At 46.4% G+C, this 12,523-nt stretch carries 13 protein-coding genes; 1 reads left to right on the top strand and 12 read right to left on the bottom strand.

Going from position 1 to position 12,523, the window contains the following annotated elements:
• Window positions 1-138 precede the first annotated feature (138 nt).
• From KJS69_RS05455 to KJS69_RS05415, 9 genes are all read right to left on the bottom strand, one after another.
• Window positions 139-375, bottom strand: a complete 237-nt coding sequence (locus KJS69_RS05455) for a glutaredoxin family protein (protein ID WP_213582362.1) — start codon at window positions 373-375, stop codon at window positions 139-141.
• Window positions 376-472: 97 nt separating this feature from the next.
• Entirely contained in the window at window positions 473-1,414 is a 942-nt protein-coding gene (trxB, locus tag KJS69_RS05450; protein WP_213582360.1) for a thioredoxin-disulfide reductase, read from the bottom strand.
• A 182-nt stretch (window positions 1,415-1,596) separates the two neighbouring features.
• Window positions 1,597-2,331, bottom strand: coding sequence for a response regulator transcription factor (locus KJS69_RS05445; RefSeq protein WP_213582358.1), 735 nt, complete (start codon window positions 2,329-2,331; stop codon window positions 1,597-1,599).
• Window positions 2,332-2,622: 291 nt separating this feature from the next.
• Window positions 2,623-3,969, bottom strand: coding sequence for an FAD-dependent oxidoreductase (locus KJS69_RS05440; RefSeq protein ID WP_213583052.1), 1,347 nt, complete (start codon window positions 3,967-3,969; stop codon window positions 2,623-2,625).
• 274 nt (window positions 3,970-4,243) lie between these two features.
• On the bottom strand, window positions 4,244-5,272 hold the full coding sequence (locus KJS69_RS05435; protein WP_213582356.1) for a LacI family DNA-binding transcriptional regulator: 1,029 nt from the start codon (window positions 5,270-5,272) through the stop codon (window positions 4,244-4,246).
• Between the two features lie 156 nt (window positions 5,273-5,428).
• A complete protein-coding gene (locus tag KJS69_RS05430; RefSeq protein WP_213582354.1) occupies window positions 5,429-6,736 on the bottom strand; it encodes a hemolysin family protein in 1,308 nt (435 codons plus the stop codon).
• Between the two features lie 401 nt (window positions 6,737-7,137).
• On the bottom strand, window positions 7,138-7,887 hold the full coding sequence (locus KJS69_RS05425; protein ID WP_213582351.1) for an SDR family NAD(P)-dependent oxidoreductase: 750 nt from the start codon (window positions 7,885-7,887) through the stop codon (window positions 7,138-7,140).
• A gap of 183 nt (window positions 7,888-8,070) precedes the next feature.
• Entirely contained in the window at window positions 8,071-8,616 is a 546-nt protein-coding gene (locus KJS69_RS05420; protein WP_213582349.1) for a GNAT family N-acetyltransferase, read from the bottom strand.
• Between the two features lie 58 nt (window positions 8,617-8,674).
• On the bottom strand, window positions 8,675-9,346 hold the full coding sequence (locus KJS69_RS05415) for an SGNH/GDSL hydrolase family protein (RefSeq protein ID WP_213582347.1): 672 nt from the start codon (window positions 9,344-9,346) through the stop codon (window positions 8,675-8,677).
• A gap of 1,249 nt (window positions 9,347-10,595) precedes the next feature.
• On the opposite strand from KJS69_RS05415, the gene KJS69_RS05410 reads away from it, so the two are divergent.
• The gene (locus KJS69_RS05410) at window positions 10,596-11,204 is read left to right on the top strand and encodes a TVP38/TMEM64 family protein (RefSeq protein WP_213582345.1); all 609 of its coding nucleotides are present in this window, start codon (window positions 10,596-10,598) and stop codon (window positions 11,202-11,204) included.
• 202 nt (window positions 11,205-11,406) lie between these two features.
• Here the strand turns inward: KJS69_RS05410 and mnhG are convergent, their stop codons facing one another.
• Genes mnhG through KJS69_RS05395 form a run of 3 tightly spaced genes read right to left on the bottom strand, consistent with a single transcriptional unit; the run spans window position 11,407 to window position 12,522 of the window.
• Window positions 11,407-11,769: a monovalent cation/H(+) antiporter subunit G gene (mnhG, locus tag KJS69_RS05405; RefSeq protein ID WP_213583051.1), complete on the bottom strand. Its 363-nt coding sequence runs from the start codon at window positions 11,767-11,769 to the stop codon at window positions 11,407-11,409.
• Complete coding sequence (locus KJS69_RS05400; protein ID WP_213582343.1) at window positions 11,753-12,046, bottom strand: Na(+)/H(+) antiporter subunit F1; 294 nt, start codon at window positions 12,044-12,046, stop codon at window positions 11,753-11,755. The genes mnhG and KJS69_RS05400 overlap by 17 nt, the downstream gene beginning before the upstream one ends.
• A complete protein-coding gene (locus KJS69_RS05395; RefSeq protein ID WP_213582341.1) occupies window positions 12,046-12,522 on the bottom strand; it encodes a Na+/H+ antiporter subunit E in 477 nt (158 codons plus the stop codon). The genes KJS69_RS05400 and KJS69_RS05395 overlap by 1 nt, the downstream gene beginning before the upstream one ends.
• Window position 12,523 lies beyond the last annotated feature (1 nt).

The following is a 12,523-nucleotide window of genomic DNA, read 5'->3' as shown; positions in this document are numbered from 1 at the left end:
TGGGATATTGGAAAATCGTTCGCTGAAATTGTAATTTTATCCAATTTATTCGACTCTGCCGAAATAGAAGGGATGAAAAAACAAAAAACCGCCGATGACGGCGGTTTTTTACGTCTCTTGCATTTTTTCTTGCTGCGGTTAAGCCAAAGCATAGTTTAATTGGGCTTGATTAAAGCCAAGTATTTTCTCATCGCCAATGATGGTTAACGGAACCGAGCGCACGCCCGTATTCCACAGCTCCTCTGCGTATTTCTCGTCCTTGCTGATATTCCGTTCTTCGAATTCAATGCCTTTCTCGGTTAAGTAGTTTTTAACCTGAGTGCAATAAGGACAATGTGCGCTAGTGTAAACGACTACTTTATTATTAACTGACATATGGACCACTCCTTAGCAATTAATCATTCATCTCTGAACTGTGCTGCCTGAACAGCACATTCTCACGTGTTACTGATATTTCTCAGCAACTTGCCTCTTAGCGGACAACAGCTTCCAGCTCTGTCGCTTCCAGGAATCGTTCGCAGTCCAACGCGGCCATACAGCCTGTACCCGCTGCGCTGATCGCCTGGCGGTACCTGTTATCCTGTACATCTCCACAAGCAAACACTCCTGGAATATTCGTTTCTGTCGTACCCGGATTAACGAGCAGGTATCCTTGTTCGTCCGCAGTTAATTGCCCCTCCAGAAATCCGGTATTGGGTGTATGTCCAATCGCTACGAATACGCCATCGGTCTCGATTATTTCTTCCCGGCCGGTTTCATTATCTTTAACCTTGAGGCCCGTGACTCCGGACTCCCCTGCCACTACCTCCAGCGGAGTTCGATTCAACGCCCAGGTAATCTTCTCATTAGCGCGGGCCCGATCCTGCATAATTTTGGATGCGCGAAGCTCATTGCGGCGGTGAACCAGAACGACTTCAGACGCAAATCGGGTCAGGAAGTTCGCTTCCTCCATGGCCGAATCTCCTCCACCTACGACAATGATCTTCTTATTGCGGAAGAAAAATCCGTCGCAAGTCGCACATGTGCTGACACCACGGCCGACGTTCTCCCTTTCGCCTGGAATACCGAGATATTTGGCGGATGCCCCCGTCGAGACGATGACCGTTTCCGCCTGAATTTCTCCAAGCCCCTCAACCGAAAGCGTGAATGGCCGTCTGGACAGGTCTGCCTTGTTTACCCACCCCGTGCGAAACTCAGCTCCGAACCTTTCGGCCTGCTTACGCATATTGTCCATCAATTGCGGCCCGAGAATCCCTTCGGGAAACCCGGGGAAATTCTCGACATCGGTCGTCGTTGTCAGCTGACCTCCAGGCTCCGGCCCTTCGATAATTAATGGCTTTAAGTTCGCCCGCGCCAAATAAATAGCCGCTGTTAATCCTGCAGGGCCTGTTCCAATAATAACGGATTTATACATATAACCGCCCCTTTTATTATAATTATTATAAACTGAAAATGATTATAAAATAATTATAGCATCTCTTTCATGACGATTCATGAAGGTTTGATGAAGAAATAGTAAACCCTTCATGAATATTCATGAAGGGTTCCTCTTCTGATCAAGCCTATCGTAGAAAGACCTGCTCCTAGCGCACGCAATCAATCGGCGATCCGGTAACCGACTCCTCGCACTGTCGCAATATACTTTGGATTTCTAGGGTTATCGTCTAATTTACGCCGCAAGCTTTTAATATGAACATCAATCGAGTTGCTGCCGCCGAAATAGCTGTCACCCCAGACAAAAGACATCATTTCTTCCCGAGTCATGACACCTCCTCCGTTCAAAAGCAGCCCTTTAAGCAGATCAAATTCGGTTTTTGTCAGCTCCACTTTGGAGCCGGCTTTGCGAACGATAATCCTTTTCAGATCGACAACGAGATCTTTAAGCCTCAGCAGCTCGCCTGATCCCTGCGAACCATAAGCAGAGGGGTTGCGACTGACCAGCTTTTCGATCTTCTCAACCGCCCTTTCAATAGTGCATGGCCACTCAAGGACGTGGGCATGACCATTATTCTCATCACCTGGTTTGCACAAATATAAAATGGTGCGATTCACTTCGGACTCTTCGATTGGCTCTGAAGAAACCCCCAGGGTCCGATCAACGATAAACAAGTCACTCTCAATCGTCAGCAAAAGGGGATCATGCTCATGGTGAAAGACAAGGACATCATAACAGCGAATCGAAAGCGCAACAAACAAAGAGCGGATAGAGGCGGGTTGTGGACTAACGATGACAATTCGTCGTGTCGTTTCGCATAGCTGGCCCTCCTCGAAATCAATGTCATCTATAACGGAAATTTTATTCTTTCCCCCACTGTCTTCTATTCGTTGCATCTCCCGCTCCCTCCTTTATCTAGTAGACAATTCTGCCCATTGATGACCAGCCGATTTTTGTTTCTATTGTATAAATATTAAAAACTTATGGAGCGGATGTCAATGACCGGCGTCATGACTCTGCAGCTTAAGATAAAACTAGATACAAAACTGAAAACAAAACCCGAAGCCATTAGCGCTCCGGGTTATTGGTATCGGTTGGACGGAATACCGTCTTCATCCTGCTAAAAATCATTATTGTCAGGACGATAACATCATTTTTCCAGTTTATTTCCTATCGGTACCTTTGATCTAATTAAATCCTAAATTGGCGTTATGCTCTATCAGTTGACGATGCAATTCGGCCATGGGAACGTCGGATGTACGATAATTTCCCTTAGAAGCAATGGCCGCGGCGGTTCCGGCGGCTTGGCCGATCGCCATACAGCTCGGGGTTAAACGTGCGGTGGCCTGGGCTTCGTGAGTGGTTGAAATGCATCTGCCGGCAAGCAATAAATTAGGCATTCCTCTGGGTACAAGGGATCGATAAGGAATATCGTAAATGCCATCTTCCTTAATAAAGTTAGCCGTTATCCCCTTGCCTTCAGGATTATGAATATCTATCGGGTAGGCGCTCCTCGCGATGACATCTTCAAATTTGCGGGCATCCAGCACATCCTGTCCAGTCAGCGTATACTCGCCCATTATCCTCCGCGATTCACGAATTCCGATTTGAGTTCCAACATGGGAAACATAAGAATTCTGAAAGCCGGGAACCGACTTTTGAAAGAAATTCTCCAGCTCCATCACTTGCTTGCGTCCCTCGATCTCCCCCTGGGTTAATCCTTCGACCTGGGTTGGATCCAATCCGGATACCCGGCTTACATTAACCAGTACTTCATCCTCTCTCGGTCCGGCAAAAAATAAAATGCCTTCTCGCGGAATCGAAAGATTGGCTTCCTTCCATTGTTTATAGAACCCCATCACACTTGTTAAAGGATATTGATCCAGCTCATCGATCATCGTCTTCTCATAAAATTGTTCGGGATGTTCCTTCATGTATTGCTTGACTTCCTCCAGGGAAACCCCCTTCATACGGAATTTCATCGTCATCGGCTGAACTTTGTTATCCTTATTCCCTTGTTCCCATTCCGCTCCAGCCATGTACGCGACATCCCCGTCTCCAGTCGCATCGACGTAAACGGAAGCACAAATATCGGATCGCCCTCCTTTATGATGGACCTGGACTTTCCTTATTGCCTTATCATCCATTTCAACTCCGGTTACCAAAGAATGGAACAATAAATCGACCCCAGCCTCCTGCAGCATTTCGTTAGCCAGCACTTTATAGGCTTCAGCTTCATAGGGGGTAACAGAGTATACAAAGCCGATCGTGTCTCTTAAATGGCCCGGCGAAGCTTTACGCTTGATTAATTGGTCCACAATTTCTTGGGCTGTCCCATGAATCACCTGTTCGCCGGAGGGGGCATGGAAGGTCATCCAGGGATAGACCATCGCTAACGTCGACATTCCTCCCAGGTACCCGTATCTTTCCACGATAATGGTTCTGGCTCCCGCTCGGGCCGCCGAAAGGGCAGCGGTAATTCCCGCAGGTCCTCCGCCCAGAACGGCTACATCATAATGTTGCGATATGTTTATCAATCGTTTCTACCTCCAATAGTTATGGAGCGCTCCCAGAATAATGATTAAAATGGAAGAATGATCCCATGGCCTCCAACTATTCTATCCATCTTTAGTTTACCAATCCTCTAAATATTCGCTCCGTAAGCAAATAATTTTCGGGAGCGCTCCCACATTTAATAAAATTATCTTTTATTTAGCCGATTCTGTCAATCTTATACTGGATGTTTCTCATTCTTCTTCAAGAACCGCGGCCCAATAGCGCCTTCTTAATCAAACTGCCCTCCTGCTGTCAGGATGTCAGGAGGACAGAGCTTTCACGTACAATTAATTCGTTATGGACTAACCGATCATGCGCTTGATTCACGTCAAGCTCGGAATTCAGCAGCTTCATTAATAACTCGGCTGCCTGTGCTCCCAGCAGCTGCTTGTTCTGGGAAACGGTAGTCAGCTTCGGAGTGAAATAAGCGGCCGTCTGGATATCGTCATATCCAACGACAGATATGTCTCTTGGAACTGCGAGATTGTGCTCCTTCAGGGCTTCGATAGCGCCGAAAGCCATCAGATCATTGCCCGCAAACACGGCATCGAACGAAAGACCGGCTTCCATTGCTGAATGGACAGCTGCGCAGGCGGGTTCCTGCCGAGCTTGTCCGTCAATTATTAGAGCAGGATTCAAGACCTTCCCGGCTTCCCTCAAGGCCTGCTCGTAGCCCGCCCTCTTCTCCTCTTCATGATACGTATCCGGATAGCCCCGCAAGAACATGATGTTCGTTCTTCCCTGCTCCAGCAAATGTCTTGTTGCGCTGTAGGCCCCTTGCCTGTAATCTGATGTGACACATACTAAAGGAATCTGGTGAAAGTAACGTTTCCCCACCGTTACAAAAGGAAGCTGTTTCTCGTAATAATAAACAAGATACTCCTCCCGTATATGCTCGCCCATCACGATTAAGCCGTCGACTTTGCGTCTGTCCCCGATCCGTCTCCAATATTGTTGATCGGACTCCGAACGATTCGAAAACAGCAGCAGATCATAATCCTGCGAGGTCAAATGACCCTGAATTCCTTGCAGCACTTCATAGAAAATATGATGGGTCAAAAAATTCGGTTCATCGCCAAACACGACCACACCGATATTATGGGTCTTGCCTCCCGCCAAGCTGCGAGCTTGCGCATTGGGATGGTAGCCGGTTTCCTTAATGATTCTTAGAACCTTATCGCGTACACAGGCCTTAACCCCTGGCTGATTATTCACGACTCTGGAGACCGTTCCTCTGGATACACCTGCCAGCTTGGCGATAGATTCCAGTGTATGACTCACGATAGCAACCTCCTACCATAGCAACTTCCTTAAGCTTAGAGCGCTTTCCATATTGTTATTATGTTCATGATCCAGGGCAGTGTCAACAAGAAAGGGCCCTTATTGGGGCCCCAAAGTATAGGCTATGGACAGCAACCAGCTTGTCTTAAGCTTCGGTTAATTGGAAGGAGCGTCCCTTCCTTCCTTCTGCTGAATGATTTCGATTTTGCGAATCCGATTTTGGTCGCGCTCTCTTACGATGAAGGTAAGGGAATCATAATGAAACGGTTCCCCTTTCTGTAAATCAGGCTTGCGATTGTACAGCCAGCCCCCTATCGAATCCACATCCTCATCCTGGATGTTAGTGCCCATAATTTCGTTAAGCTCATCGACCAGCAAAACCCCTGCAACCAAGTAGCGATTATCGCCAAGGCTTTCGATTTCTTTCTTTTCATCCTTGTCGAACTCATCACGGATTTCCCCGACGATTTCCTCCAAAATATCTTCAATAGTGATCAATCCCGACGTGCCGCCGTATTCATCGAGCAGCAAGGCCATTTGGACTTGCTCCTGCTGCATTTTTTTGAGCAGCGCTTTAACCGGCATCACTTCAGGAACCGTCATAACCGGCTGCAGCAGCGATTGAAAATCGAGCTGTTTATTACTGTCATATTGCAGGAAAAACTGTTTCGTATTGACAATCCCGATAATATGATCCTTGTCTTCCATGGCAACAGGGAAGCGGGTAAATTGTTCTTTCTTAATAATCTTCAGGTTATCTTCCAGTGATTTATTCGCATACAGGCAGATCATATCGGTTCGCGGCACCATAATTTCCCGTGCCAGCAATTCATCAAAGGTAAAAATTCGATTCACATAACCGAATTCCGTCTTATTTATTTTACCGCTCTGATAGCTTTCCGACAGAATGATGCGGATCTCTTCTTCCGAATGCGCCTCCTCCAGCTCGCTGGCCGGGTTAATCCCGAATATTTTGACAAGAGCGTTAGCCGTTCCGTTCATAATCCATATAAAAGGATACAGCATTTTGTAGAACATGATTATGATCGGCGCGCAATAAGCGGATACCTGTTCCGCCTTTTGAATGGCGATCGTTTTGGGAGCCAGCTCTCCCAGAACAACGTGGAAGAAGGTGACGGATACAAAGGCAATGGCGAAGGACAGGAGATGACTGACGTTTTCGTTAATTTTGAAATATTCAAATACCGGAAGCAAAGCCCGTTCAACCGTCGGCTCACCCAACCAGCCCAGCCCCACTGCGGTAATCGTAATCCCCAGCTGACAGGCGGCCAAATATCCGTCCAGATTCGACGTAACCCGTTGAACGGCGAGCGCCCCCTTATTGCCTTCCAACACGAGCTGATCGACACGACTGGAACGCACCCTTACAATCGCAAACTCCGTCGCCACAAAAAAAGCAGAAAGCAAAAGCAATAAAACAAACAAGGACAAATTGAGAACCATAACGACCTTCCTTCATTGTAGTGTCCAATAGTCAATCGATAACTATGGCTTGAAATCATTGTATAATGTCGCGATCTGCTACTCAATCTGGCTTTAGGGTTGTTTTCAGTAATATTGGGCGTTAAAAACTCCCCTTGGAATAACAGCCGGTACCTCTCTTTTATTATTGAGCCCGGACAAATGCGCAGCCGTAAACTGCCTGCTTTCTGGTTGCTATCTATTACGTTAACTGTTAATATCTTGGGCCACACCGCACCAATCGATCATCGTCATAGCGAAACATTCCACTAAATGAAAAAAGGCCTCAATCTCATTCCTGCCGATTCCAATCCAGCAGACGCTCCCGATTGGCTTCCACCCAACGATGGATAATGGTATGATACATGCTCTTCTCCCTTTCTTTACTCCTGACAAATTTGTCCGCCATCGACGACCAATTCCGTTCCCGTAATAAAAGAGGCTTCATCAGAAGCTAAAAAAGCGAAGGCATTGGCGACCTCTTCCGCATGCCCATGCCGGTTTAACGGAATTTTGCTCGTGTATTGATGAAGGTTCTGCTCACTTTGTCCGCCCTCAGCGGCAAGCTCGGTTCTAATAGAGCCGGGACATACCGAATTAACCCTTATATGGTAAGGGGCCAATTCAATCGCCATCGTCTTCGTTAATAGCACAACCCCGGCCTTACTGGCATTGTAATGGGCCAGCTCCGCTTCTCCCAGAATCCCGTTGGTAGAGGCCATATTAACGATGCAGCCCTTCTGCTCCTTGGCCATGTATCTCGCGACAATTTGCGAACAAAGGAAGGTGCCGGTCAAATTGACATTAAGCGTCGCATTCCAGCTTGCATCGGTAATCTCAAGAAAGGGCTCGAAGCGGGCGATCCCCGCATTGTTGACCAGCACATCTACCCCGCCGAACTCGCGGACGGCATAATCCGTCATCGCTTGGACTTCCTCCCTGCTCGTCACGTCGACGGCATAACGGTGTGTCTCCCCGAGAGAGGATAGCTCATCACGCGCAGCATTCAATCTTGCTTCGTCTATGTCGCATAAGAGCACCTTGGCCCCTTCCCGCAAAAACTTCATCGCTATCGCCTTGCCAATTCCCCGGCTAGCTCCTGTAATAATCGCCGATTTACCAAGTAAACGCATACTGCTCTCTCCTTTATAAAAACTCTCGCTTAGCTAACGAATAAAAATAATATCCTTGTCGGATCGTTTGAGCTGCTTCAGGAGTCGCTTCTTCTAGGCTGGTTTTACCGCACCGCAGCATTTATAAGCCTGCTAATCAATGGTGCCATTCCAATTTCCCGGTTCGTCGGACATAGTTCTGCATTATCTCCCATTATCGAATACTTGCATGGGCCCGTCCCATCTTTCCTCTTTCATATCGAACTCTCTATAAATTCCATTGGTATAATGATTAATAACATTTCGCCAAAAGGAGTGAGCTTGAACATTATCTCTTTCTTGCTTGATTTCCCAATGTCCAGGAAATAGATCGAAAATTTCCGTGGCAAACGTCTTGCCGATCGACTGCCTTCTCCATTTTTTCAATATAAAAAATTCAGCCATGCTTCGTGTGGTTGAGTTTCGCTCGAGCAGCATACTAAAGTTGTTTATCAATGCAAATCCTGCCAATTGATCATTGACTTTGACAAGCAATGCAATCCTTCCCTCCGCCTCTATACCATAATCCGTCCAATAATGATCCAGATAACGATATTCAAATAACCCGTGCGAATCCGGATCGAGCTGGGCGAAGTCACTTGTGTCATATTGATACAATTGCATTAAATTGCGGAAAACAGATTTATCTCCAAATGCCGCTTGCCTAATTTCAATCTTATTCGCGTTTACATTAATCGTTTTAATAACCATAACATTCTCCGTAGTTTTATTGTTTATAGGACTACTTCTGCAGCCTATACGTCATTCATTATTTAATTAATTCATTTAATATTGCAGATAAGCTTTCTCCTATACAATCGGCATAGACTGCATGACCGAGAGCGGTGGGATGAGTCCCGTCGTCACTGCCGCTGTTCTCCATCGTGCGCAGAAGATCACCCAGCTTCACGCCGGAAAGCAGTTCATTTCGCCAGCGCTCTGCGACATCCGCAAGTGTCGTATCTGTCTTGAGCGATACCTCTCTTACCATCTCGTTATACCGATCAATCCATGCTTGTGCTCCAACCGGATTTTCGTACCATACGCGTGGATGGCGGCCATAATAATAGGAGGTGTCGGTTCCTTCGAGTATCGAATGAACCGTACACAAAATCGGCACACACTTGATAGTTCGCAAAGCCTGAATGATTCTTTCGAGGTTCAGCCGGAAATCCTCCACGGAGACATTCGGCTGGTTCGGTCCTATCGCATAATGATCGTTCATTCCGAACACAACAGTACAAAAGTCGGGATGGCGGTCCAGCACATCTTCCTTCATCCGCTTAAGACCTTGTGTGCTCGTATTGCCGGGAACTCCGGCATTCACGGTCTCCAAACTGAAACGCTGACCCAACCGGTATAGAAAGCTTTCTTCCGGCTGTATAAATACACCGGCAGTGAGACTGTCTCCAAATCCAACCAGACGCCTCATGGCTCCCATCTTAATCCCTCTCCCATCTAATGAATTCCATTTTAGTCTATTATATATCCGGCAATAAAGATTTCCAGATTGTTAGGTTCACAAGAAAGGGCCCCAGAAACTTCAAACATCTAAACTATCCCCCAGGTACCAGCTTTCCTCAGTGTTATGTCCTTCCAAGGTGGCCGGGGCATCGAACACTATTTTCCATTCCTTAGCCATGCTTAATGAAACCCCTTTCAATTTATTCGCTTATTCTCGGTTAGTCTCTGCCTAGAGGACTGTTCTACATATAGTAATCCTGATACCATACGCCAAGTACGAAGACGATCTGAAAAATGCACAAAATCGCAAACAATAGCAATATGGCAATGATGGCAGCTGCCCCTATGATTTTCATTATTTTTTTATAAGGACTTTTCATATTCTCTCCAAGGAATGATAGTATTGGTCTGGCTAACATCTATTGGAACCGTATGTATAGACTAATTTGATTTTAGTATAGTATACCATTTTATACCTATTTCAGGGTTGATTTTATGATTTTCTGCCTTTAAAAGTCTGTAAAAAAGCCTCTAAAAAAGTATTTTATCCATTGTTCCAATTGCCACCTAAGATTTTCAGACGAAACGGATGCAGATTTCAGACTGTTGAAAGTCGGTTATCGTTTACACTCGACACCCGAGGCATTCGCGAATAAAAATGCACTCTATTTTTACTTTTATTTCACTGTACTCGGATCTCGCGCGCCCTTTTGTACGATTTTTCGTACAAAATGCACTCATTCGCATCAGATCATTCTCGCATTCTATTTTACTATAGGACGGATACGAGCGACATAGATGCTTTTTTCAACAGTTTGAGATTTACCTTTACTTCCCTGCAACTGGGACTCTATCCGAGAGCTTTAGGCAATGAGAATCCCTCGTCTTGAGAATCTCCTTCTATAATTTGCCAGGATTTCACCTTTCACCGACCCTCCAATAGCTTTAGAATAATAGAGTGGCAGAAACGAATATCTGACCCCCCCTTTTTATCCGACTATAGTCCGGGAAGTTTCCCGACGAAGGTCCAAGAGCAGGGCCCGCCAGGGGATAGTTTAATAAAGTCTATCCATCCTTTATAATGGAAATAATAAGTGGATGAGCGGGTCAGGTAAAGAACGTAGTGGAACGGGGCACCGGATGGGAAGCCGGTTCTCCCAGAGAGCTTTCGCAGCCAAGTACCCGTGCAGGTACAATCAGAATAATCATAAGGGTAAGGTGCATAAATGATAGAGTGGTTTGAGCGCATTTATAAATTTCTTTCACAATTAGACATGAAGCAAATTCAAGAACTGTTGCACGATTACTCTTCCCTTGGCCCGATTCCGGGCATCGGACTTCCAGCGATCGAGGCCCTCCTTCCTTTTTTACCATTGTTCATAATTGTCGCAGGCAACGCGTCTGCTTATGGGTTATGGCTGGGATTTCTATACTCCTGGATAGGGACGGTCATTGGAGCCTGTCTCATTTTTCTGTTGGCCCGCCGGTTTGGAGGACGATTCAGCCGGTACATAGCGGACAAATATCCGAAGGCGGATCGTTTTTTTAGCTGGATTGAGCGCAAAGGGTTTACTCCTCTGTTTGTCATGTACTGTTTTCCGTTTACTCCTTCTTTTTTCGTTAATATTGCCGCGGGAATCAGCACGGTTCCGTTGCGAACTTATGTAGCTTCCGTTCTGCTCGGCAAGTCAGTGATGGTTTTTATGATGTCCTTCATAGGCCATGACTGGCAGGGGCTATTTTACTATCCGTGGCGTATTGTGCTAGTCGCAGCCGTATTATTCATTCTATGGTATGCGGGCAAACGCGTTGAAAAACGCTACCAGGTGCGATAGCGCCTTCCTTTGTCACCGAGCTTAAAAGACCGGTGATTTAGTCATCGCTGCAAGCCAAGTTTGGACTTCCGATCGCTGTTATATGAAAACCGGATTCCCGCAGGGGAACCCGGTTTTTTGAATGAATTGAATAAGTTACAACCTGTCCGCGCAGCCTCCAACCACTGCGAGCCGGGAATAGATAAGCTCCCGGCTTAATGGATTAAGACTGGGCGTCCCGCTCGCGCTTGAGCGCGTCCTTCAGATCATCCTGTACGCTTTTCTCCCACAGCGGAACACCCGTTCTGTATGCAGCTCTTCCGTTTAAATGCCCCGCTATCGGAGAAGTAATGAAGATAAAGACAATTCCGAGCAGAAGCTTCGCGCTGATCTGATCCAGGAATAGCATGAAATACAGGAATGCCCCCGTCAAAATGCAGAGCACGCCGAGCGTAGCGCTTTTGGTAGCGGCATGCGATCTCAAATAGACATCCGGCAAACGAACGAGTCCAAATGAACTAAGCCCGCTAAGCAAAGCGCCGAACAATATTAACAAGGCTACCAACCATTCAATGATCATGCTCATCGTCCCCGCGTTCAATGACAACACCTCTTTCAATGTATCTCGCCAAAGCCGTCGTCCCGATAAAAGAAAGGATTCCAATTAACAGAATCGTATCCATGTAGGCTTGTGTCTTCTGCAGCATACAAATGATGGCCACCATCGCCAACAGATTGACACCAATCGTATCCAGAGCCGCAATTCGGTCTGCCATGGAAGGGCCTTTAAGCAAACGATACATGCAGGCCAGGATGGAAAGAGCAATAATGAGCAGCGACACCAGCAATATAGGGGTTATCATCACCGCGTCACCTCCACTATCGCTTTTTCAAACGAATCTTTAATCTGCTGCGAAATGACTTCCGCGTCATCCATATCCATAGCATGAATATATAACGTTCGTTGGTCCCGGGAAACCTCCAGAGTGAGCGTTCCCGGTGTCAGACAAATCAAACAGGACAGCAAAGTCACTTCCCAATCCGTCTTTAAATTCGTCGTATAAGCAAAAATACCCGGACGAATATTAAGCTTCGGCCGAATCACTTGACGAATGACCGAAAAGCTGGATAAAATCAATTCTTTCAGAAACAGGACCAACAGCTTCACAATGGCCCATATTTTCTGCACATAGAATGGCTGCGGCCAGAAGCGTCTTAAAGCACCTATAAAAATGAGCCCTATTAAATACCCCATGAGGAATTGAGAAGCGGAAGCGCTATTGTTCAGAAACATCCACAGCAGCGCGATACATAAATTTAGCAGAATTTGGATTGCCATT

This window comes from Paenibacillus sp. J2TS4 (genome assembly GCF_018403245.1).
Classification (GTDB): Bacteria; Bacillota; Bacilli; order Paenibacillales; family NBRC-103111; genus Paenibacillus_L.
The sequence above is the reverse complement of the archived record's forward strand: the minus strand, read 5'-3'. Positions and strand labels throughout refer to the sequence as shown.